Raw genomic sequence first — 24074 nt, forward strand, 5'->3', positions numbered from 1 at the left:
AGTAAATGTGGAATTCCACAATTGCGGCAAAAAAACAGGGCCCCGTTTACAAGGCCCTGTTTCCTTTTTGGCAGTCTGTTTCGGCTCTTAATAGAGCCCCGAATCCCCACCGGTGGCCGGTGGCGGCACCAAGACGGGCGCCTGCTGCTGGACCGGGTATTGGGGCTGTGGAGCCTGCTGACCGGGCACCGGCTGCACTGGCACAGGCTGACCCGGCTGTATGACCTGAGGTTGCTGCTGCTGGACTGGGTATTGGGGCTGCGGATAGCCATAGACCTGTGGCTGCTGGCCATAGACGGGCTGACCGGCCGCTGGTTGCTGCTGGCCGCCCTGATAGACACCGGTCGAATCGATGATCGTCGTGCCGCTGTCTTTATAGACCCCCTGGCCCCCAACCTGCCCTTGACCGAACGGCCCGGTCGGGATGACTGAGCCGTAACCCGCATCCTGGCCGTAATTGGCATAACCTTCGATGATCTGCTGCTGGCCCGTGGGCTCGGTGCCAGGCTTGAAGGCCTCCCAGATGGCAAGACCTTCGTCGCCGGCCACCCAACGCTCGCCAGTCTTCTCATTGACCTTCACCAGGCGCACGCCCGGCGGCACGCGGAACGGGGTCGCCGGCTTGTCTTTCAGGGCCTCGATCATGAAGTCGCGGAAGATCGGCGCCGACAATCTACCGCCAGTGGCCTTTGCCCCCAGCGAGCGCGGTTGATCGAAGCCGAGATAGACACCGGCCACGAGATCGGGTGAATAGCCGATGAACCAGACATCGCGCCCGTCATTGGTGGTGCCGGTCTTGCCGGCCAAGGGCTTGCCGACGGCCTTCACCGCGCTGCCCGTGCCGCGCTGCACGACACCTTCCATCATCGAGACCATCTGATAGGCATTGGCGGGGTCCAGTACCTGCGGGCGGTCGTCGGGCAGTTCGGGCGGCGGTTCACCGTCATAGGTTGCCACCTGGCAGCGATCGCATTTGCGCTCGTCATGGCGATAGATGGTCCAACCCTGTGCGTCCTGGACGCGGTCGATAAAGGTCGGTGTCACTTTCTTGCCGCCATTGACGATCTCGGCATAGGCCCCGACCATGCGCAAGGCGGTGGTCTCCTGAGCACCCAATGCCATCGCCAGGGTCTGCTGCAGCTTGTCGACAGCCCCTAGTCGCTCGGCCACTTCGGCAACCTTCGCCATGCCGATGGTCTGCGCCATGCGGATGGTCATCAGATTGCGCGAATGCTGCAGGCCCTGGCGCATGGTGGCCGGCCCGAGGAAGTTCTTCTCGAAGTTTTCCGGCTGCCACAGCGGCAGGCCCGGCCCCTGGTCGATTGCAATCGGCGCATCGAGGATGATGGTCGAGGGCGTGTAGCCTGCTTCCAGCGCCGCCAGATAGACGATCGGCTTGAAACTGGAGCCCGGCTGGCGCATCGCCTGCGTTGCCCGGTTGAATTCGCTCTGCTTGTAGGACCAGCCACCGGTCATGGCGAGGACGCGGCCGGTATGAGGATCCATGGCGATGAGGGCGCCGGAAATCTCCGGCACCTGGCGCAAAAGATAGATCGGCAGGCCTTCAGCTTTCTGCTGCTTCTCGCTCTTGCTGCCGCCATTGCCGTTGGCATCGAGATCCTCAACATCGTCGAGCTTGTCTTTGTCGGATACCTTTGCCTCGACCGCGACAACGTCACCAACCTTGAACACGTCGTCGGCACTCTTTACGGCGCCGGCCAGTTTGCCTTCCGGCGAGCGGCGGCGCGCCCAGCTGAGGTCATCAAGCTTGATCAGGCCTTCATGGCCGTCGGTAAAACCGATCTTGGCTTCGCCCTTCTCAACGCTGAGCACCATCGCCGGCTGCCACTCATAAAGCCACGGCACGGCGCCGAGCTTCACAAGACTGTCTTTCCAATTGTCGAGGCTATCAGTGTGGCCGAGCGGGCCGCGATAGCCCTGGGTCCGGTCGAAGGCCACCAGATGCTTGTGCAAAATTCGGTCGGCGATTTCCTGCAGGTTCGGATCGACCGTGGCCTTGACGGTGAGACCCTTCTTGTAGAGCCCGTCCTCGCCAAAGCGCTGCATCAGTTCACGGCGCACTTCTTCGGCAAAGTAATCGGCTTCGAAACGTTCCTCGCCGCTGCGCGCCTTCTGCTCCAGCGGGGCGGCCGTCGCCTGCGCCGCCTCTTCCGGCGTGATATGGCCATCTTCGAGCATGCGCGAGATGACCCAGTCGCGGCGCTCCTTGGCAGCATCCGGATGCTTGGTCATCGAGTAATTGTTGGGCGCCTTGGGCAAGGCGCCGAGATAGGCTGCTTCCGCCACCGTCAACTCGTCCAACGATTTGTTGAAATAGTTGAGCGCCGCTGCAGCGACACCGTAATTGCCTTCGCCCAGATAGATCTGGTTGAGATAGAGCTCGAGGATGCGGTCCTTCGAGAAGGCCTTTTCGATGCGCAGCGCCAGGATCGCTTCCTTGATCTTGCGATCGATCGAGCGTTCGTTGGTGAGCAGGAAGTTCTTGGTCACCTGCTGCGTGATGGTCGAAGCGCCGACCGGGCGCTTGTCCGAGCCGTAATTCTTGAGGTTGATGAAGATCGCGTTGATGAGGCCTGGAATGTCGATGCCGGCATGGGTGTAGAACGACTTGTCTTCCGCGGCGAGGAACGCGTTGATGACGCGCTTCGGGATCACCTTGATCGGCACGAAGACGCGGTTCTCCTTGGCGTATTCGGCAAGCAACCTGCCATCGCCGGCATAGACGCGGGTGGTGACCGGCGGGTCATAGGCCGCAAGCTGGTAATAGTCCGGCAGACCTTGCGAATAATGTCCGTAGACCAGCCAGGCACCGATGGCACCCACAGTTGCCAGCACCATGAAGATGCCGACCAGGAAAGAAAGAACGCGCGTCAAACGGGTCATGCTTTGGCTTTTCGTCGCAAGTCGGGGTGATCGAAAGGTCAGTTTGTACCGGAAACAGCACCTGTCCACACGGATTGTCGTGCGAGGGCATCATCGGACGCCCGGGAACGGCCTTCGGGTAAGCCAGGGATGCCGCAAGATCAAGGCAATTTTGCGGCCCAAAGACGGCGATCATTCCATGGCTGGCAACTACTTAACCGGGGTTTTGGGGGTCGGTTCCGGCGGCTGGCCACCGGTTCAGCTGCGCTTGATGCTGTCCTGCCAGTCGAAGAAGGTCTGGATCGCCCGGGAAATGGCCTTGGCGAGGCCCTTTTGGTGGGTTTTGTTGGTCAAAAGCTCCTGGTCCGCATCCGAGGAAATGTACCCCATTTCCAGCAGGATCGACGGCACGTCCGGGGCTTTCAGCACGGCAAACCCAGCGTAACGGTGGCTTTGTTCCAGCATCAGGGTGTCGCGCTTGAGCGATTTCACCAGCATCTTGGCAAACCGCGCCGAGAGATTGGTGGTTTCCCGCTGCGCCAGATCGATGAGGATGCCGGTTACCACCGGGCTCTCATTCGAGAGGTCGACACCGGCGATGACGTCGGACTTGTTTTCCTTGGCCGCCAGCGCCTCGGCTTCCGAATCCGAGGCCTTTTCGGAGAGAGTATAGACGGAGGCGCCGCGGGTCTTAGAGTTGGCATGGCTGTCGGCATGGAGGGAAATGAACAGGTCCGCCGACCCGTCCCTGGCCAGCTTGAAACGGTCGCGCAACGGAATATAGACATCCTTGTCGCGCGTCAGCGCCACCCGGAAACGTCCGGTCGCCAGCAATTCCTTTTTCAGCGCCTTGGCCACCGCCAGCGTGATGGTTTTTTCCATCGTGCCGTTGCCGATGGCACCAGGATCGATGCCGCCATGGCCCGGGTCGATCACAATCAACGGCTTTTTCCGAGACTCTTTCTTCAGCGCCGGGTCATTGGGCTTCAGGGTCGGGACCAGGATCGCCTGATCGGCCGGCTGGGCATCCGGCACAATGATGTCGGACTGGGATTTGGCGGAAACCGTGGCCGCCGTCGGATCTGGGTCGCCTGACATGCCGCCTACCTGCCCGCCGCCCCCTTCCGTCTCAGGCACCGGCTGTTCCTTGACCAGGGCGGTCGCCGACACTTTGGTGATTTGCGGGGTTTCGGCAGGCGCCGGGCTCACGTCGCCAGCATTGGACGCGAACAGAGTGCGCTTGATCTGGGACAGGAATTCAGCCTCGCCCGTCGGCTTGAGGTCGATCAGCAGGCGGCGCGGCAGATTGCCGGTCTTCTCGACCAGGGTGACCTGGGCGACTCGGGCGGGCGCCGTCAGATCGAGGACGATGCGCGAGGTGCCGACCTTGAACAGGCCATAGCGCATGGCCGCAACCAGGCCCCGCCCCTGCAGCTTGCGCCCGGCTGGAATCTGCCAATCCACTTCGTCAAGGTCGATCACGACCCGGAACGGGTCGGCTAGCGCAAATACCTTGAAGCCGGTGTCGGCCGTCAGATCGAGTACGACGCGGGTGAGTTCCGGCTCGACGCCCAGCTTGGCGTCAGTGACCGCAGGCTTTGCCCAGGCAGCCGACATCCCCATGGGCTGCAGGCCCATGAGCGTGCCAATGACGCCGGCAATCAGCAGGGTGCTGACGCGCAGCAGCGACATAAAATCGTGGCTCTTCCGCATGTTGCCGGTTCGTTGCGTGAATCTTCCATAATATAATGCCGTAACTACCTGAAAGGCAACAAGATATTGAAATTGCCTGAAATTTGGGCATCGGACAGCTACTGCCCCCCTGAATGACCCCACCTCTTGGGCAATTGCAGTTGTGTTGCAGGTCCTGCGCCAGTATGGTGACTTTCCGCGACCGTCGATGTCGGTCCCAAACCGCTCTCAAAGCTGGCCTGGGACGTAAACCGGCGGTTGGTCGTGAACCTGGGCCGCCGACCATAAATGCTCCGACGCATATTCTTTTCGGGGCTGGCCGGTACCTAGGCAGCGCATGTGCGCAAAACGGGGTCGCTCCCGACCTGATACGGACCGGAGCTGACGCTTGTTTTGTCGCCAAAAACAACAGGTTGACATGACGCCACCCTGCAATTCACCAACCCTCTTCGCGCCGCCGATCGCTGCGAATGCGATCGACGCTGGGCGCGTCACGGAGCTATGCATCTATGACCAAAATTATGCTGATCGACGCCACCCACCCGGAAGAAACCCGCGTCGCGGTGGTGGACGGCCGCAGGCTTGAAGAATTCGACGTCGAAGTCGCCAGCCGGCACCCGCTCAAAGGCAATATCTATCTCGCCAAGGTAACCAGGGTCGAACCCTCGCTGCAGGCCGCTTTTGTGGAATATGGCGGCAATCGCCATGGGTTCCTGGCCTTCAGTGAAATCCATCCCGATTATTACCGCATTCCGGTTGCCGACCGCGAAGCCCTCATGCGCGAGGATATCGAGGAATCGGAAGCAGACGATCCCCGCCCGCGCCGCGGCCGGGACCGTGATCGCGGCCGTGACCGTAATCAGAACAATGGCCGGGGCAATGGCCAGGCCAGCAATGCACCGCAGGATCATGCCGACGATTCCCACCCAGAGGATCTGGGGCATGATCATGATGACCATGCGCATGACCACAGCCACGAAGTAGGGCACGACGATGGTCATGACCACGATCATGCCCATGACGACCAGCATGAGGCCCCGGCAGAAGCCGCCGCAGTCTCGAATGTCGTCGATTTTGTGCCGCAGACGGAAGACCGGCCGGAAGATCGAGCCGAGGATCAGGCCGGGCAGAGCGCCATGCCACTTGCGACCGGCTATGACAGCCTGCGCAGCGAGCCTGTGGCACCGGTCGAACCCGTTGCCGAAGCCCCGGTTGCCGACACCTTCGGCAGTTTCCAATCCGACGCCGTGACCCCGGCTGACCAGCCGGCCGAACCTGCGACCAGCGACTTTGGCGATGGCCAGGCAGTCGATTTCAGCGCCGATGCCGAAGTGCCGGCGGCCCCCCATGGCGATATCGTCGAAGTGACGCAGCCGCCTGAGGTGATCGACACCGTGGGTGGCGAAGAAGCGAGCCAAGGCGACGATGCCGAGGACGAAGAGGAAGACGACGATTCCGATCGCCGCCGCCGTCAACGCCACCTGCGCCGCTATAAGATCCAGGAAGTCATCAAGCGCCGCCAGATTCTGCTGGTGCAGGTGACCAAGGAAGAACGTGGCAATAAGGGTGCTGCCCTCACCACCTATCTGTCGCTGGCCGGCCGCTATTGCGTGCTGATGCCCAACACCGATCGTGGTGGCGGCATTTCGCGCCGCATCACCTCGGTCGCAGACCGCAAGCGCCTGAAGTCGATCGTCGATGAACTGGATCCGCCGGAAGGCATGGCGGTCATCGTGCGCACCGCCGGCATGGAACGGCAGCGCAGCGAGATCAAGCGCGACTTCGAGTATCTGCTGCGCCTGTGGGATGAGATCCGCGAGAATACGCTCCGTTCCTCGGCACCGGCGCTCATTTACGAAGAAGCCAGCCTGATCAAGCGTTCGATCCGCGATCTCTATACCCGCGACATCGGCGACATCGTGGTCGCTGGTACCGATGCCTATAAGTCCGCACGCTCCTTCATGCGCATGCTGGCGCCGGCTCATGCCAAGCGCGTGCAGTTCTACCGCGATCCGTCCTTGCCGCTGTTCCAGCGCTATCAGATCGAGAGCCAGATCGCTGCAATCCACCATCCGGTCGTCAATCTGCGCTCTGGCGGATACATCGTCATCAACCAGACCGAAGCGCTGGTGGCGGTCGACGTCAACTCGGGGCGCTCGACCCGCGAACGCAATATCGAAGAGACGGCGCTGCGCACCAACCTGGAAGCGGCGGAAGAAGTCGCCCGCCAGTTGCGCCTGCGGGATCTGGCCGGCCTGATCGTCATCGACTTCATCGACATGGACGAAGGGCGCAACAACGCCGCCGTCGAACGTCGCATGAAGGATTCACTGCGCAACGACCGCGCCCGCATCCAGATCGGCCGCATCAGCTCGTTCGGCCTGCTTGAGATGTCGCGCCAACGTCTCCATGCCAGCTTGCAGGAAGCCTCGACCGAGGTCTGCCCGCATTGCCATGGCACCGGCCGTATGCGCTCGGTGGATTCCACGGCCCTGCATGTCCTGCGCATGGTGGAAGAAGAAATCACGCGCAATGCCAGCCCCGGCGTCACGGTGTTCGTGCCTTCGTCGGTCGCCCTCTACATCCTCAACCAGAAGCGCCATGCCTTGTCGCAGCTGGAACTGCGCCGCGGCGTCCGCATCTATCTCAGCGATGACAATACGTTGATGCCGCCGGATTACCGGCTTGAGCGCATCAAGATGTTGGCGCCGGGCGAAGAACTGCCGCCGGCTCCGGAACCTGAAGTTATCGACGTCGATTTCCAGGAAATCGAAGACGATAATTACGTCGAAGAAATGGACGAGGTGGATAGCACCGTCGATGCCGACAGCGACGCTGGCGATACCGGCGACGAAGTTGCCGGCAGCGAAGACAGTGCCGAGCGCGGCCAGGGCCGCAACAACAAGCGCCGTCGTCGTCGTCGCGGTCGTGGTGGCAAGTTTCAGGCGGATGAATTCACCGACCAGGCGGAAGCCGGCGGTGCCGATGGCGAAAACCGGGTCAGCGAAAGCCGCGGTGACGATACCGACAGAAACCGCCCGTCGCATGCTGATGACGTGGCCGGCGACGAAGGTGACGATGCCGATGATGGCGATGATCTCGCCGAGGGCGATGATGCGGCCGATGGCCAGACGGATGCCAACGCCGCCAATGCCAATGACAGCAATGTTGCGGGCGAAAGCGAAGAACATCGCCGCCGCCGCCGCCGTGGCCGCCGTGGTGGCCGCCGCCGGTCACGCCGTCCGCAGGATGGCAATGGCCAGGACGGCGCCCAGAGTGATGCCGAGAATGACAATGTCTCAGTAGGTGCCTCTGGCGCCGCCGGCGAACTGCCCGGCATGGGCGAACAGCCCCAGTTGCCGCACGATGCTGACGCCCTGCCGCCCTTGTGGCGCGCTGAAGGTGACGAGCAGGCTGTGACCGCCGAAGGTGCCGAGACCAAGGATGGCAAGAGCGACCGCCCGCGGCGTCAGCGCCGTCCGCGGCGTGACCGCGACGACAATACGGGGCATGCCACGGATCGTGTCGTGGAGCCTGCCGCAGCACCGGTCACAGTATCAGTCCCGGTGGCCGCACCCGCCGCGTTCGCTCAGCCAGCGCAGATCAACAGCCCGGTGTCGGCAGCGCCCAGCGCTGCTTCCTCCGACGGTGACATCGCCATTGCGACCCGGCCGGTTACAGTCATCGAGGTCAAGGATAGCGGCGAAGCCGTCGCTGCCACGACCGAAGACGATCCCAACCAGCCCAAGAAGCGTGGCTGGTGGCGTCGCCTGATCGAGTAGGCGCCGATCTCATAGCCGACCCAAACGAACAGGGCCCGATTGATAAAATCGGGCCCTGTTTCGTTTATGCCATCGCCAGTGCGTGAGGGTCCCTGGACAGGAAGGTGATCAGGTCTTCGCCTGCGACATGGAATCCAACAGGCGGCCCTGGAACAGGGAAATACCAAGCTTACCGCCGATCTCGAGCCCCTGATCGGAATCGACCCGGCACAGGATGATGCGCTCGCGCCCAAAATGGTCGATCGCCTTCTGCATGTTTTCGCCCTGCGTCGTCGTGCAATCGTCATAGAAGGCCGGCGTCCAGATGACCTTGATCAGGTCGACATTGAGCTGGTCGCGGTTCATCTGCGGCAGCAGCTGATATTTGACCTGATCGAGAATGATCTTGTAGCCACGCTCCTTCAGGAAATCGCGGGCGAAGGCGAAATCCTCGGGCTCACTGAAAAAGTCGATCGCCGGCAGTTCGATGGCGAGCGGCCCGCGTTCCTTGTTGTTGGTGGCGCGGTCGAAATCAAGGAACTCTGGCGACAATACGGTCGCCAGCGACAGATTGAGGCTGGCATTCTTCAACATCGGTTGGTAGGCATGCTGCGGCATCAGCGCCAGCATGCGCGCATCCAGCACGCGCGCCAGATGCTGGAACAGCCATTTGTCGGCCGTCACGTTATAGCCGGGCGCCACGGTCTGGGCGAGGAACGGCATCGAAAAGAACAGTTCGGTCAGGATCGGTGCCGGCTTGGCGCCAGGAATGATCGCGAATACCTGCTGGCGGCGCAGCACATTGGCAAGGTCGGCGTTGATGATGGCCTTTTCCAGCTTTTCAAGGATGGCTGGACCAATGGTCGTCCCGGCACTGTCGATCTGCGAGCTCCCGCTCTTGGCCGCAGCGGCTGCCTGGGAATTGGCCTTGCGGCGATCATCGCCATGCTTGCGCGCCAGTTCGACGAAGCTCTCCCATTCGGCTTCGATATCGTACCAGGAGCAGAACGGCGGCGGCCGGCGCGATGGGCTGGGTRGTGCGGAGAAGAGTGGGTCTTCCTTGAACATGTCGCGGATGTGCCGCACATAGACATCGATATCGTCTTCGCTGGCCCCCTTGGTGAGCGCCACGACGTCATTGTTCCACAGCTGATAGACGCCGGCATCGAAGCGCTGCACCAGCGGCTCCAGGATCTGCTTGGCGATGCGAATATGATGCGGCCGCTGATTATAGGATCTCAGCTGCGACAGATGAATCTGGACCGCGCGGCGTCCTGTGCGATGCCGTTCCAATCGTTCCGCATAATCAACGAGCAATTCTTCATCGGTCGTCGTGCGTCCGTCTTTGGCCCGTTCGTTCATCCCCCAACCCCGCCCCGTTTTCTTCGGCTCCCAGATCCTGTACCTGCGCAAGCGAGCGACATAAAAGCCTATGCCCTCGAGTCGCACGCCAAACCCTAGGTAATCCGCCGATTCTTATACGCCTCTTTAGACGAATACACCTCAACGGCGATGCAACCACCAGCCATTTTCATTGATCGAATAGACCGGTTGGTAATGTTTGATCGTGTTGGCCGGCACCACCGTCTTGATCTGATTGTCGAGCAGCAGCGCATCTGACCCATTATAGACGATGAGCACGGCATGGCCGACGCCAAGGTTGAGATCCTGCAAGGCAACGACACGCATATCCTCGATCGGAATGCCCAGCGCTTTCAAGGCCATGAATTTTGCGATCGCATAGTCTTCGCAATCGCCATTCTTCTTCAGGAACTGAAACGGCGTCGCCCAATAATCCTCCTTGCCCCAATTCTTCATGTCGATGATGTAGCGCTTGGAGTTCATCAACTTGTTGACCTCTTTGATCTGGGTCATCCGATCCTTGGATTTGAGGTCTTCGATCAGCCCAGCCCAGCCCTTGGCCGTGCAGGTATCGGACTCGCACGGCGCTCCACCCTTCCAGCGGCCAATCATATCGAGCCATTTCGGGAATTTTTTCAGGTTCTTGGAAGGGAGTTCGATCGAGCCGAAGATCTTCGGATAGGTGCGCGCCTCGGCGGCGTTGCTGATGGCCAGCAGGCAACAGGCAAGGATGAGCACGACCACCGCACGGACCCATTGGCCCGGCACGGCTGGTCGGCGCGGCCACCTCTGCCCTCGTGGTCCCCCGGCACCCATTCTTCGCACCTACCCTGAAACGGTCATAATGGTAATCTAAGCGTGTGACCGGACGACGTTGTTTGGCAACCTTGATTAACGCCACCCGCAAACGCAATCCGCGAAAGGCTCAATTGGCGGCGTTCAAAAGCCATGCTAATGTACCAAATTGAATATTTCTGCCAACCCATTGATTCAGCGCTCATGAACCGGGAGATTTGACGTGGCCGAACCATTGCCGGGGGAAACCTTGCCCGCCACCAATAGTGAGGAAACCGGGTCGAAATTCGACCTCAGGGTCATTTTTCCGGCCATCATCCTGGTTCTGGTCGCCATTATCGGCGGCATTGCCATCTATTATTTCGTGGGCCAGGAACGGCAGCGCGAGGAGACCCAATGGCAGGTCCGCATGGGCATCGTTGCAGACAGCCGCTTCACGGACATTGACCGCTGGCTCAGTCGCCAACTCGATGAATTGAATGGCCTTTCCAAGAATGAATCGCTGCAGATCTATACCGATCAGATCAATGAACTGTCGGCTGACACCACCCAGACCGACCAGGTCGAGGCGCTCCGGGATTACCTCCGGAATTTGCTGACGGTCACCGCTGATCGCACCGGCTTCACCCTGCCTGCGCCTGCCGGCAGCGATGTCCCGGCCAACGTGTCGGAGACCGGCGTCGCCGGCCTGATGATCGTGGATTCCAAAGGCAATGTGGTTGCCGCCTCGCCCGGCGCGCCGCCCTATTCCGGCGAGCTGCAGGCCTTCGTTGCCGCCCAGCCGCAAGGCCAGCGCGCCATCAGCGACATCAGCCTCAACAGCCGTGGCAAGCCCAGCATGACCTTTGTCGTGCCGATCCTCGCCGCCCAATCCGAAGGTGCCCAGGCAACACAGATCGGCGTCGTCGTCGGCATCAAGGAAGTGGGCGACGAAATCTTCCCGCTGCTGAAGCAGCCGGGCGAGACCAGCACGACCGCCAAATCCACCCTCATACGCGCCAAGGACGACAAGATAACCTATCTGTCGCCTGACGAGAGCGGCAAGCCGATGAAGGTGATGGATGCCGATACGCCCAATCTCGACACCGCCTTCGCGGCCGAGAAGCCCGGCGCCTTTGCCACCGACAAGCGTGACGCCGAGGGCGACAGTGTCCTGGTGACCGGCCGCGCCTTCACCCTGGTCCCCTGGGTGCTCGCCTACAGCATCGACTATGACGAGGCCTTGGGCGCTGCTGAGGCCCGCTTCCGCAACCTCACCATCTATCTGCTCCTCGCGGTGGCGCTGGTCGGCGTGATCATCGTCGCTGTCTGGCGCCACGGATCGTCGCGCCGCGCCAGCCATGCCGCCACCCAGTTCAAGCAGATGGCCAACAAGTTCGAGACCCAGAAGAACCTGCTGCAGCTGGTGACCGACAGCCAGCCGACGCAGATCTTCATCCTCGATGAGAAGGACCGCTATCAGTTCGCCAACAGCCAGGCCTCGAAGGCCGCGGGCATTCCGACGACTGAGATGATCGGCAAGCCGATCGCCAATGTACTGGGTCCGCAGGCCGCCAAGCGCTATATCACCCTCAGCCATGAGGCGATCGAGCTGAAGCACGAAGTCTCGGACGTTGCCCGTTCCGAAGACGGCGGCAAGATCAAGGTCGTGCAATCGGAACACATCCCGTTGCGCGACCCGAGCGGGACACCGCGATCGGTCCTCACGGTCGAGCGTGACATCACCGATGTCGTCACGGAACGCGAACGGCGCGCCCGCACGCTCAATCAGTTGGTGAAGACCCTGGTCGACGTGGTCGACAAGCGCGACCCCTTCGCTGCCAAGCACTCCTCTCGCGTCGCCAAGGTGGCACGCTCGGTCGCCAAGGAAATGGGCCTCACCGAGGTCGAGACTGAAACCGCCGACATCGCTGGTAACCTTCTCAATCTCGGCAAGATCCTCATTCCGGAAAACGTGCTCTCCAAGACCGGCGAATTGACCGGCGCAGAGCGCGACATGATCAAGAACTCGATCCAGACCAGCGCAGATCTGCTGCAGGGCATCGAATTCGACGGTCCGGTGGTGCTGACCTTGCGCCAGGCGCAGGCGAACTGGGATGGCACCGGCCAGCCGCCGGGTCTTGCCGGCGACAATATCGTGGTCACCGCCCGCGTCATCGCCGTCGCCAATGCCTTCATCGGCATGATCAGCGACCGTGCCTTCCGCGCGGCCCTGTCGATCGATGATGCTATCGAAAATCTGATGAAGGGTTCCGGCAAGGCATTCGATCGCCGTGTCGTCGCCGCCCTCGTCAACTATCTCGACAATCGCGGCGGCCGCACCGAGCTGGAGAAGTAAACCTTACTTCACCGGCGGCAGGAAATCCGGTGGGCGTGAATCGCCGAGGCAAGCGTCGCGCGGCGGTGATAGCGGGTCGGTGAGAAAGCGGTCGGCAATGATGTTGGCGCAGGAATCATTGCCGAGCGCGTCATGGCCGATGCCGTCGAACTCGATATAGAATCCATTCAACAGGTGCGAAGCCGCCATGCGGCCATAGACCGGCGGCGTCACCGGATCGAACAGCCCGCTCAAGACCAGGGTCGGCAGATCGCTCACCACCGGTTCATTGTCGGTAGTCCGCAAGGGCTGTTGCGGCAGCGCGTTGCGCCAGCTGTTGCAGGTGTCGGCAAAGCTGCCCGCTTCGCCCCCGATCGCGAGCCCGGCCAGCATCGGATAACGGCGATAGGCGGCAAGCGCCTTCGCCATGTCGTTGAACGGCACCTCCTCCTGGCAATGAACGCCAAGGAACATGGCATCGCCGAAATCCTTGCGGCCGAGATAATCCCCGACATAGCTCTCCATGTCGCGGTTGATCCCGTCCATGTCCCGCCGCTCGTACATGTCGATCACTTGCGGGACCACCTCGATATCGGCCCGGTTATAGAGCATGTTGAAAAGGCGCGAGATGAAGAGGTCGCCGGTCAGCACCACGGTAACCTTTTGCCCATCTTCCGGATTGGGCAGCCGCAAAGAAAGCGGCGTCTTGTTGAGATCTTGCACCAGATGCGTCAACCGATTCGAAAGATCGCCATAAGCGGCATGGCATTTCTGCTGGCGGGCACAAGCCTCGAACACCATGCGAAAGGCGCGGTCCGTCATGGCAGCGTCTTCTTCCAGGAACTGCGCCTCGGGTGGCAGCACCGAATCCAGAATGACACTGCGGATGTCGGCTGGATATTGCCGCATATATTCTAGGCCGAGCCGCGTGCCGTAAGACAGGCCATAGACATTCCAGGCCGGCACTTTCAACGCCTGGAACAGGTCATGGAGATCGGCGGCACCGTCGCGGCTGGTATAGGCGCCGGGATTATGCCCCTCCCGTACCAGGCGCTGGGCGCAGGCGGCGGCGGCCTCGCGCTGCAGCTTACCTGCGGCGGCGCTGTCCGTCATCGTCAGGAGCTCGAGGGCGATGTCCTCGATCTCAGGGCAATCGATGCGCGGCTCCACCAGCCCAGACCCCCGCTGGTCGAACAGGACGAAGTCACGCTTGCGGGCCCAATCGGTGCTGGCGACATAATCCCACCACCAGTCGATCCGGTCGGTATCGAGCCAGGCGCCGTCGCCAGGACCGCCCGCGAGATAGACCACCGGGTCCGCTTGGACAGCCCCCAGCTCGGTATCCGTGCCGTCTGTCCCAGCACGGATGATCGCCACTGGCAGAGAAAGCTTCTTGCCGGGACCGACCGGCTGATCGAAGGAACGTGTTTCAGGTACCGTCAGCCGATAGCAATCGATCGTGAAATCCTGCGGCACGCTGAACCAGCAGGTGACCTTGTCCAGCACTCCGGCGGCGTCGACTGCGGTTGACTTGTCGGGGATCAGTGGCGTTTCTGCCCAGGCTGCCGTCACCGAGCCATCGTTCGGCAGCGGGTAGGTCGGCAGCCAACTTGTTCCGAACAACCCCACGATCGTCAGACTGCAAAGGAACCAGATAAGCCGTCGCATTGTTACCTGCTGTTTGGGCCGGCCAGATGTTTAAGCCAGCCAGAATGGTACATCGACCAGGATGGCACTTTGCTGGCTGGATCGGCACCCGGCAAGGCCGATCACGCGCCAAAGGCGTCGACGGCGAGGCGTAAGGTAGCGCAGGCGCCTGTGATGTGAATGTTTGCCGGCATCTGTGGCAAAGCGCGCCGCCGATGGCTAGACTGCGGCCCATCATAGAGAGAAACGGCCCTGAAAGCCCATCGGGCGGGCGTCAACAGGGCAAGGGATGAAACAGGGATGGCGAATTCGAGCCCCATGAATGAGCCGCCGCGAACGGATGACGGCCAAACACCGCCGGCCGTATCTGCACCCGTGCGCATTATCCCGCGCCGCAGCCTGGGCCGGCGCCTGTTCCGCCAGTTTTCCAGGCTCTTCCTGCTGTTGGCGGTTGTCGGTGCCATCGCCTTGTTCTTCCGGCTCGACCTCATCAACCGGGCGGGGCCCTGGCTGCTCGCCCGCGAATTCGCGGTTCCGGTCGACCTAGCCGTCCACAATCTCGATTGGCGCGGCGCCCATATCGACCGGTTGATCCTGGGCAGCCAGCGCGATCTCGTCGTCGAGGATATCGACCTTACCTACAGCCCCTGGGACGGACGCCTGGAGGCGGTTTCGGTCGGTCGCATCGCCCTGCTGGCACGCTATGACACGGCCTTCAGCATGGGAGAGCTTGATCCGCTGATCGACCAGCTGCGTGCCATGGCTGCAGCCCCGGGTGATCCCAACAAGAAAGCCGCACCCCTGCCGGACGTGCTGGTGAAATCGATCGAGATCGGCCTCAGCTCGCCGGTCGGCTTCATCACCGGCACGGGCCAGGCCAATCTCAACAGCCAGGCGGTCATCGCGCAGTTCACCCTGCGCGAGCAGCAGGATTTTGCTCGTGTCGATATCAGCCTTGCGGCTCCTTTGGAAAAAGGCGGCAAGCCGCCTCTGGGTGATCTCACCCTTGCCATGGATGCGCATTCAGCGCTGTGGCCGTTGCTTGGCCTGGCGCAACCAACCGGCGGCAATGTCAAAGTAAACGCCCATTTGCGCATGCCCGAAGGAAGCAGTGAAGGTGGGGCGGCCGACGCTGCTCTGGCGCTGGCAGATTGGTCGATGGAGATCAACGGCTTTGCCTATCCGGGCCTTGCAGCGCCCCTCACAGGTACGCTCCAGGGTGCTGCCAGCTACGGCAGCGACTGGCTCTCGCTTGAGAAACTCGATGGTAAGCTGGCCGGTGCCCTCGATGCGAAATTCAAGGCAACACTCGCAGGTGATCTGCATGTGGCGCCCCTGCGCGCCGCACAAGAACTGACTGGCGCGCTGACGCTAAAATCGGAAGCTGGCGATGCGGCCTTTGCCGGCATCGCCCTGAAGCAGCCGAAATTGCTGCTCGACCTCGCCCTCTCCGGCAAACTCGACGGTGCCAATGGCGGCTCGCTCGATATCGGTGTTGCCAAGCCGTCCAGTTTCAGCGCCCAGCGCATCGACACCGGCGCTGCTGGGATGATCCTGCCATTGCCGACCAATCTCGCTCTCAAACCCGATGCCGGCAGCTTTGCCCATCTCGCTTTTGGCGGCAGCGAGGGGTTCCGGGGAAATTTCGGCCTGTCCCTGGGGAAATCGGCCCTGGCCCTCGAACCGAAAGCCATGGGCGAGCGACTGTTGATAGCCATGCCCGATTCCAAGATCACCGGCCAGTTCGGCGGCCAAGCACCCTTTACCTTTGCCCTCGACCTCAAGGGGGCGCAGGTGGCAGCGCCTGCTCGTGGCCTGACCCTGGGCAATGTCGCCTTATCACTGACCTCAGACGATAAGGGCCTGAAGGCCAAGCTCAGCACAGGCGCCTTGGCCGGTCTTGGCGCGTTTACGCCGGTCCGTGCCGAAGCGGATGCCACGCTGCTGGACGGCAAAGCGGAGTTCAAGGCGCATTTCCTGGGTGACGATCAGCCGATCGACCTCAGTCTTGCCGGCAAGGCCGATCTGGCGAAAATGAGTGGCTCCGTGGACGTCAAATTGGCACCGCTCGATTTTGCGGTGGGCGGTCTGCAGCCTTACAATTTCGTCCCACTCCTGCGCGACTATCTCGATGATGTCTCTGGCCGCGTCGAACTCGCCGGCCCCGTGCGCTTTTCGGGGAGCGACATCACCTCGGCACTTAAATTCGGCATCACTGATTTTTCCGGCAAGGTCGGGCCGGTGCTTCTCACCCGCGTCAATTCGGTGATCGAAATCGACAGGCCATGGCCATTCTCCACCAAGGCCGATCAGGTCGTGGCGGTAGAGCTCGCCGATATCGGCCTGCCGCTCACCAATGCACTCTTCCGCTTCAAGGTCAGCGACGGCAAGCGTCTCGACTTGCAGGAATCGCGCCTGGAGATGGCCGGCGGCAAGGTCTCGCTGGACCCGGCAACCTTGCTGCTGGACGCCCCCGCCCACAATCTCAAACTGACGGTCGACAGTATCTCGGTCGGCGAGCTGTTCAACACGCTGGGCATCGCCGGCCTCTCTGGCGAGGGGTCAATTTCCGGTGATGTCCCGGTCACCATCTTCCCCGGCGGCATCGCCATTCCCGAGGCGAGGCTGGCGGCGACCGCCCCCGGCGTGCTGCGCTATGACCGCAACCAGGCGCCCCTGGCCCTGCAAAGTGCTGGGGAATCCGTCGCCATGGCCTTGGAAGCCTTGGCCGATTTCCATTACGAAAAGTTGATCCTGGATTTGACCCGAAGCCTCACCGGGGATGTGAGCCTGGGCTTGCATATCAGCGGGCGCAATCCCAGCTTCTATGACGGATATCCGGTCGAATTCAACCTGACCATCGAGGGACGGCTCGATCAGGCCCTGAAGGAAGGCTTGGCCGGATATAAGGTGCCGGATATGATCCAGCAGCAATTGGAAAAACTAACGCCCTAACCGGCACTATTTGAAGGTTCGCAATATGACAGGCCGTCCTATGCTCGAGACAGCACCCGCGCCAGGTTTCGGCGCTAGGCTGGCAGCGCCGATTATAGCCCTTGCCCTGGTGGGCGGCCTCGTTGCCGGCTGCAACCCGACCGTGAAAGTCGAGGCGCCAGACAAGCCGATCGTGATCAACCTCAACGTCAAGATCGAGCAGGAAGTGCGTATCAAGGTCGACAAAGATGTCGACAATCTCGTGAAATCGAACCCGAACATCTTTTAAGCTGGAAAGACACGACGATGCGTAACGCCTTTCGCTCATTCCTCGCCACCCTGCTTCTGATCGGTGGCCTTGGCCTTGCCACGTTGCCGGCCCATGCCGATGCACTTGACGATGCGCGCGCATCCGGCCAGGTCGGCGAGCGCGCTGATGGATATGTCGCTGTGGTCGATCCGGCAGCGCCTGCCAACGTGAAGAACCTCGTCAACGACATCAACGCCAAGCGCCGCGCCGCCTATCAGCAGATTGCGGGCGAAAAAGGCGTGCCGGTGGAACAGATCGCCGCCATCACCGCCGAAAAGATCATTCGCGAAGTGCTGCAGCCGGGCATGTATTACATGGACGCAACCGGCAGCTGGAAACAGAAATAGGCCGAACGCCAGAAATTAGACCAGACATCCGGCACCCGGCTTAAGTCGGGGCGAGATACTGGAGGGGACGCCCAGCAGATGAGCCAGCGCAGATGACCAGACGCGACCTGCCGGTCGACATCGATGCGACCCTCGCCCTGCTGGGCGAGGGTCGTTACGTTGCCGACCGTTCTCTGGCGACCGCGATCTTCCTGGCGCTCAAACTGAAGCGCCCTTTGTTCCTGGAAGGCGAAGCAGGCGTCGGCAAGACCGAAATCGCTAAAGTATTGAGCCAGACATTGGGCCGCGATCTCGTGCGGCTGCAATGTTACGAAGGTCTCGACGTCGCGGCTGCCGTCTATGAATGGAACTATGCGCGGCAGATGCTGGAGATCCGGCTCGCAGAAGCAGCGCATGAGGGCGACAAGGGCAAGATCGCAGCCGACATCTTCTCCGAACGTTTTCTGATCAAGCGGCCGCTGCTGCAGGCGCTGGAACCCAGCCCAAAGGGCCCACCTGTTCTGCTGATCGACGAGCTTGATCGCACCGACGAGCCGTTCGAGGCGTTCCTCCTTGAGATCCTATCCGACTTCCAGGTAACGATTCCGGAAATCGGTGTCATCAAGGCTGCAGAACCGCCGCTGGTCATCATCACCTCGAACCGCACCCGCGAAATTCATGACGCGATCAAGCGGCGCTGCTTCTATTACTGGGTCGACTATCCCAATGCCGCGCGCGAGCTCGAAATCCTGCGCACCAAGGTGCCGGCGGCGGAACTGGACCTCGCCGAAGAGGTCGTGGCCTTCGTGCAGAAACTGCGCGGCCGCGAACTGTTCAAGCTGCCCGGCGTTGCCGAGACCATAGATTGGGCCGACGCGCTCCTGCAGCTCGACCAGACTTCGCTTTCGCCGGAAGTGATCGATAACAGCCTTGGTGCCCTTCTCAAGTACCAGGATGATATCGCGAAGATCCGCGGCACCGAAGCGGCGAAGATTCTCGACGAGATCAAACTGGAAATCTCCGCCGCGCGCGTCCAGTCCGTCCGCCGGGCGTAACATTATGAGTGCCGGCGAAAAGGAAAGCCGCCTCTTCGAAAACATCATGCATTTTGCACGGGTGTTGCGGGGCGCCGGCCTGGCCGTCGGACCAGGCCAGGTATTGGAAGCCCTCGCCGCGGTGAAGGCAGCCGGCATCGGCAGCCGCGAGGATTTTTACTGGACGCTGCACGCCGTCTTCGTCAATCGCCGCGACCAGCGCGAATTGTTCGACCAGGCATTCCACGTCTTCTGGCGCAACCCCAAGCTGCTCAATCGCGTCATGGGCCTGTTGCTGCCGCGTTTCAAAGGCGAGGAGCCCGAGGAAACGCAGGAGGAACTGCCCCCCCGCATCGCCGACGCCCTCCAGGGCGACAAGCCGCAGCAGGCGCCGGAACCGGGCGAGCTGGAAGAAGTGGTGCTCGATGCCAGCCTAACTTACTCCGACCGCGAGCTGTTGCAGTCGAAGGATTTCGAACGCATGACCACGGCCGAGATCGTCGAAGCCAAGCGTCTGATCAAGAATTTCCGCCTGCCGATCATGGAAGTGCCGACCCGGCGCTATCGCCCGGATCCGGGTGGCAGCCGCGTCGATCTGCGGGCCACCTTGCGTGCCAGCCTGCGCAGTGCCGGCACCATTCCCTTGAAGATGAAGACACGCAAGCGCCGCCATCCGCCCTTGGTGGTCCTTTGCGACATCTCTGGGTCGATGAGCCGCTATTCGCGCCTGTTCCTGCACTTCCTCCACGCGGTCACCAGTGACCGGGACCGCGTCTATACCTTCCTGTTCGGCACGCGCCTGACCAATATCACCCGCGATTTGAAGGCACGCGACATCGATGTCTCCCTGGACCGGGTCGCAAAGCATGTGCAGGATTGGTCGGGTGGCACGCGCATTGGACCCAGCCTCGCCGAGTTCAACAAGAAATGGGGCCGCCGCGTGCTGGGACAAGGCGCCCTCGTCCTCATCATCACCGACGGTCTCGACCGCGATGCGATCGATGTCCTGGAGCGGGAAATGGAGCGCCTGCACAAATCCTGCCGGCGCCTCATCTGGCTCAACCCGCTCCTGCGGTTCGAGGCCTATCAGCCGATCAGCCAGGGCCCCCGTGTGATGATCCGTCATGTTGACGATTTCCGCGCCATCCATAATCTCGATAGCATGCACAATCTGACCGCCGCCTTGACCGCGCCGGGCAACAGCCGATTGGAAATGAGGGCAGCATGAGCGGGACCCAGGACGAAGACCTTCTGCAGATCGCCGCCGATTGGAAACGCGCCGGCCGCAAGGTCGCCATCGCCACCGTGACCGCGACCTGGGGCTCATCGCCCCGCCAGCCAGGCAGCCAATTGGTCGTCGATGGCGAGGGGCGCATGCTGGGCTCGGTATCCGGCGGTTGTGTCGAAGGCGCCGTGGTGCGCGAGGCGATCGAGATCATGGAAGACGGCAAGCCGCGTCTCCTCGATTTCGGCGTCACCAACGAACAGGCCTGGGAAGTTGGCCTCGCCTGCGGCGGCAAGCTGCAGGTCTTTGTCGAGCGCGTCGAATGAAGCTCAAGCTGATCGATGAACTGGCCGATCTGGCCGCTGCCCGGCAGCCGGCCGCGTTGGTGACCGAGCTTGAAAGCGGTACGCAGTCCGTCTTCACCGTTGCCAACGCCAACGGCGAGGTCGCGCAGGCCATTCAGGATGATCGCAGTGGCGAACTCATGCTCGACGGCAAACGTTGCTTCGTGCTGGTCCGCAATCCGCCCTCGCGCATCATCATCATCGGTGCTGTCCATATCACCCAGGCGCTGGCCCCCATGGCGACGCTTGCCGGTTACGACGTGACCGTGGTCGATCCGCGCGGTGCTTTTGCCACGGCAGACCGCTTCCCGGGCGTCACCCTGTCACAGGACTGGCCCGACGAGGCGCTGGAGACGCTGAAACCCGACCAGCGCTCAGCCATCATCACCCTGACCCATGATCCGAAGCTAGACGATCCGGCGTTAGCTGGCGCCTTGCGCTCCCCGGCCTTTTATATCGGCGCCTTGGGCAGCAGGAAGACCCATGCATCGCGCCTTGAGCGCCTGCATGCGCTGGGTTTCACCGAGGCGGAGATGGCGCGCATCCATGGCCCGGCCGGTCTCGATATCGGTGCCAAATCGCCGGCCGAGATCGCGGTTTCGGTCTTGGCGCAGCTCACCGCGGCGCGTCGGCAGAAGCCCACCGCGCGATGATTTTCGCTGCCTTGCCCCTGGCCGACTGCATCGGCGCCGTGCTGGCCCACAGCCAGCGCGTGGGTGCTGACATGTTCCGCAAAGGGCGCATCCTCACCGCTGCCGATATCGCCGCCCTGCGTGCTGCCGGGCATGAAGCCGTGACGGTCGCCAAGCTGGAGCCGGGCGATGTCGGCGAGAATGAGGCGGCCCAGCAACTGGCCACAGCGCTCACCGGTGGTGACCAGAACCTGCCGCTCGAACCGGCCTTTGCCGGCCGGGTCAACATCCATGCCGCCACGGCCGGCGTCTTGGCACTGGAGGCGGCTGCGATCGATACTCTCAATGGCATCGACGAGGCGATCACCCTGGCGACGTTGCCGCCTTTTGCCGCGATGATCCCCGGTCAGATGGCCGCCACCATCAAGATCATCCCCTATGCTTTGCCGAAAGCCGTCCTGTCGCAGGCTTTGGAGCGCATAGCGGCGACGGGACAGAAGCTGCTGCGCCTTCACCCTTACCGTCCGCACAGGATCGCGCTCATCCAGACCGAATTGTCCGGCATCAAGCCCAGTGTACTGGACAAGACCGAGCGCGTCATGACCGAGCGTCTTGGAGGCATGGGACAGGCAGCGCCGATATCGACCCGCTGCGCCCATAATACCGCTGCCTTGCAGGACGCCCTCGGCGCCGCCCTGACGGCGGGCGCCGAGATGGTGCTGGTTATCGGTGCCTCCGCCATCAGCGACCGGCGCGATGTCATCCCAGCCGCCGTCACTGCGCAGGGTGGCACGGTCGATCATTTCGGCATGCCGGTCGATCCCGGGAATCTGTTGCTGCTCGCCCATATCGGCCATGTCCCAATCCTCGGCCTGCCGGGCTGTGCGCGGTCGATCAAGCTCAATGGCTGCGATTGGGTAATGCAGCGCCTGCTGGCGGGGCTCGCCGTCGGACAGCAGGACATTCGCGCACTCGGCATCGGCGGCCTGCTCGCGGAAGTCCCCAGCCGCCCCCTGCCACGGGAAGCGCGGCCACCGGAATCCGCTGCCCCCAGGATCGCCGCCATCGTGCTGGCCGCCGGCCGATCCAGCCGCATGGGCCGCAACAAACTGCTGCTCGATCTTGCCGGCCGGCCGATCGTGGCGCATGTGCTCGACACCGTAGCCAAATCAACCTTCGCCGAAATCGTCGTCGTCACCGGCCATCAGGCCGGCAAGGTGAAGGCAGCCCTGAGCGATGTGCCGGCGCCCCTGAAATTCGTCGAGGCGCGCGACTATGCCGACGGCATGGCGGCGTCGTTGAAGGCCGGCATCAAGGCCCTCTCGCCCAAAATCGATGCCGCACTGGTGATCCTCGGCGACATGCCGCAAATCTCGCAGCAGCTCGTCCGCGACATCGTCGCTGCCTACAATCCACTGGAAGGCCGCGCCATCGTGCTGCCCGTGGCGGACGGCAAGCGTGGCAACCCGGTGTTGTTCGACCGCCGCTTCTTTGCCGAGATGCTGACACTCGACGGCGACGTCGGTGCCCGTCATATCATCGGCGGCAACGGTGAACTGGTTGCCGAAATTCCCGCCGAGCCGGGGCAGATCTTCATGGATGTCGACACGCCCGAAGCCTATCGCCAATTGCTGGCCCAGGGGAGCGGCCAGGAAAATGGCCAGGAAAACGATCAGGACCGTGCCTCATGAGCACGGCGCTCTATCACGATGCGCTGGTGGCGAAGGCCCGGGCAGGCGTTGGTAAAGGCCGGCTGAAGGATGCGACTGCTACGGCGCGTCTCGACAATCCACTCTGCGGCGACCGCGTCACCATCGACCTGCGCCTCGAAGGCGGCAAGATCATGGAAGTGGGTCACGAGGTCAAAGGCTGCCTGCTCTGCGAGGCAGCCGCCGCCAGCATCGCTGAACTCGGGCCCGGCAAGACCACCGCAGAGGCGCGGGAACTTGCTGCCGGCATCACCGCCATGATGAAGGAGGGTGGTGCTGCACCTCTGCCGGCGCTCGAGATATTTACGCCCGTCCAACAGGCAAAGTCGCGCCGCGATTGCGTGCTGCTGCCCTACGGCGCCCTGACCAAGGCGCTGGCCGGATTCTAGCTAGGGGTGCGTCGCCAGCCGTTCGGCAGCCGTTTCGATGCGGGCTTCCAATTCGCGCATGAAGGTCTTGCGGTCGAGGCCTGGCGGGATCTGCGGCAGATATTCGATGGTGATGATGCCGGCCTTCTTGACGATCGCCTTACGACCCCAGAACAGGCCGGAATTGAGCGCGACCGGCACCACCGGCACCTCAAGCTGCGCATAGAGCGCTGCGATGCCCGGCTGATAGGGCTGGCGCGCGCCCGGCGCCACCCGCGTTCCTTCCGGGAAGATGATCACTGGCCGGCCGGCGGCAAATACGGCCTTGGCATCGGCCACCATCTTCTTCAGGGCGCTGGCCTTGCCGCTGCGGTCAATGGCAATCATGCCGACCCGCTTCAAGAACCAGCCGAAGACCGGGATCATCAGCAATTCCTGCTTGAGCACGAAGGCCGGATGATTGAGACGCCACGAAAGATAAAGCGTCTCCCAGGCCGATTGATGCTTGGCCGCAAAGAGTGCCGGACCCGCCGGCAGGTTCTCGGTACCGATTTCGCGCACCGCGAGACCGACGCAGACCTTGAGCAGCCACAAGGCACCGGCGATCCAGACCTTACCGGCAGCATGAATGGTTTGCGGCGAGGCCAACAGCAGCGGCAGGCAGACGATATGCATCGCCACCGTCCACAACAGATAAAGAATGTTGAAGATGATCGCGCGCAGGGCTGTCATGAC

The 24074-nt window shown here is 62.2% G+C and carries 17 protein-coding genes; 11 read left to right on the forward strand and 6 right to left on the reverse strand.

The window, feature by feature from the left end:
* Window positions 1–87: 87 nt before the first annotated feature.
* Together AC1DWZ_RS16205 and AC1DWZ_RS16210 are read right to left on the reverse strand one after the other, a co-directional pair.
* Window positions 88–2904 (reverse strand): penicillin-binding protein 1A, encoded by a 2817-nt coding sequence (locus AC1DWZ_RS16205; protein WP_477169954.1) that lies wholly within the window; start codon window positions 2902–2904, stop codon window positions 88–90.
* A gap of 237 nt (window positions 2905–3141) precedes the next feature.
* Window positions 3142–4575: an N-acetylmuramoyl-L-alanine amidase gene (locus AC1DWZ_RS16210; RefSeq protein ID WP_477169955.1), complete on the reverse strand. Its 1434-nt coding sequence runs from the start codon at window positions 4573–4575 to the stop codon at window positions 3142–3144.
* A gap of 509 nt (window positions 4576–5084) precedes the next feature.
* Here AC1DWZ_RS16210 and AC1DWZ_RS16215 point away from each other — a divergent pair.
* Window positions 5085–8357, forward strand: coding sequence for an Rne/Rng family ribonuclease (locus tag AC1DWZ_RS16215; protein ID WP_477169956.1), 3273 nt, complete (start codon window positions 5085–5087; stop codon window positions 8355–8357).
* A 108-nt stretch (window positions 8358–8465) separates the two neighbouring features.
* On the opposite strand, the gene AC1DWZ_RS16220 is transcribed toward AC1DWZ_RS16215, so the two are convergent.
* Complete coding sequence (locus tag AC1DWZ_RS16220; RefSeq protein WP_477169957.1) at window positions 8466–9698, reverse strand: EAL domain-containing protein; 1233 nt, start codon at window positions 9696–9698, stop codon at window positions 8466–8468.
* 141 nt (window positions 9699–9839) lie between these two features.
* Window positions 9840–10466 (reverse strand): transglutaminase-like cysteine peptidase, encoded by a 627-nt coding sequence (locus AC1DWZ_RS16225; protein WP_477169958.1) that lies wholly within the window; start codon window positions 10464–10466, stop codon window positions 9840–9842.
* Window positions 10467–10716: 250 nt separating this feature from the next.
* Here AC1DWZ_RS16225 and AC1DWZ_RS16230 point away from each other — a divergent pair, with 250 nt between their 5' ends.
* Window positions 10717–12831 (forward strand): HD domain-containing phosphohydrolase, encoded by a 2115-nt coding sequence (locus AC1DWZ_RS16230; protein ID WP_477169959.1) that lies wholly within the window; start codon window positions 10717–10719, stop codon window positions 12829–12831.
* A gap of 3 nt (window positions 12832–12834) precedes the next feature.
* Here the strand turns inward: AC1DWZ_RS16230 and AC1DWZ_RS16235 are convergent, their stop codons facing one another.
* Window positions 12835–14478, reverse strand: coding sequence for an alpha/beta hydrolase (locus AC1DWZ_RS16235; protein WP_477169960.1), 1644 nt, complete (start codon window positions 14476–14478; stop codon window positions 12835–12837).
* Between the two features lie 279 nt (window positions 14479–14757).
* Between AC1DWZ_RS16235 and AC1DWZ_RS16240 the strand changes: the two genes are divergently transcribed.
* The 9 genes from AC1DWZ_RS16240 (at window position 14758) to AC1DWZ_RS16280 (ending at window position 23360) form a co-directional block, all read left to right on the forward strand.
* Window positions 14758–17412 (forward strand): intermembrane phospholipid transport protein YdbH family protein, encoded by a 2655-nt coding sequence (locus AC1DWZ_RS16240; protein ID WP_477169961.1) that lies wholly within the window; start codon window positions 14758–14760, stop codon window positions 17410–17412.
* 25 nt (window positions 17413–17437) lie between these two features.
* Window positions 17438–17680, forward strand: a complete 243-nt coding sequence (locus AC1DWZ_RS16245) for a YnbE family lipoprotein (RefSeq protein WP_477169962.1) — start codon at window positions 17438–17440, stop codon at window positions 17678–17680.
* Window positions 17681–17697: 17 nt separating this feature from the next.
* Window positions 17698–18048: a YdbL family probable chaperone protein gene (locus AC1DWZ_RS16250; RefSeq protein ID WP_477169963.1), complete on the forward strand. Its 351-nt coding sequence runs from the start codon at window positions 17698–17700 to the stop codon at window positions 18046–18048.
* A 92-nt stretch (window positions 18049–18140) separates the two neighbouring features.
* Window positions 18141–19082, forward strand: a complete 942-nt coding sequence (locus tag AC1DWZ_RS16255) for an AAA family ATPase (protein WP_477169964.1) — start codon at window positions 18141–18143, stop codon at window positions 19080–19082.
* A 4-nt stretch (window positions 19083–19086) separates the two neighbouring features.
* Window positions 19087–20289: a vWA domain-containing protein gene (locus tag AC1DWZ_RS16260; RefSeq protein ID WP_477169965.1), complete on the forward strand. Its 1203-nt coding sequence runs from the start codon at window positions 19087–19089 to the stop codon at window positions 20287–20289.
* Window positions 20286–20612, forward strand: coding sequence for an XdhC family protein (locus AC1DWZ_RS16265; protein ID WP_477169966.1), 327 nt, complete (start codon window positions 20286–20288; stop codon window positions 20610–20612). The genes AC1DWZ_RS16260 and AC1DWZ_RS16265 overlap by 4 nt, the downstream gene beginning before the upstream one ends.
* Complete coding sequence (locus tag AC1DWZ_RS16270; protein ID WP_477169967.1) at window positions 20609–21283, forward strand: XdhC family protein; 675 nt, start codon at window positions 20609–20611, stop codon at window positions 21281–21283. Before AC1DWZ_RS16265 ends, AC1DWZ_RS16270 begins: the two co-directional genes overlap by 4 nt.
* On the forward strand, window positions 21280–22953 hold the full coding sequence (locus AC1DWZ_RS16275; protein WP_477169968.1) for an NTP transferase domain-containing protein: 1674 nt from the start codon (window positions 21280–21282) through the stop codon (window positions 22951–22953). The genes AC1DWZ_RS16270 and AC1DWZ_RS16275 overlap by 4 nt, the downstream gene beginning before the upstream one ends.
* On the forward strand, window positions 22950–23360 hold the full coding sequence (locus AC1DWZ_RS16280; RefSeq protein WP_477169969.1) for an iron-sulfur cluster assembly scaffold protein: 411 nt from the start codon (window positions 22950–22952) through the stop codon (window positions 23358–23360). The genes AC1DWZ_RS16275 and AC1DWZ_RS16280 overlap by 4 nt, the downstream gene beginning before the upstream one ends.
* Here the strand turns inward: AC1DWZ_RS16280 and AC1DWZ_RS16285 are convergent, their stop codons facing one another.
* Window positions 23361–24071 (reverse strand): lysophospholipid acyltransferase family protein, encoded by a 711-nt coding sequence (locus tag AC1DWZ_RS16285; RefSeq protein WP_477169970.1) that lies wholly within the window; start codon window positions 24069–24071, stop codon window positions 23361–23363.
* Between the last annotated feature and the right edge of the window lie 3 nt (window positions 24072–24074).

The organism is Dongia sp. P2_B8 (assembly GCF_056404715.1).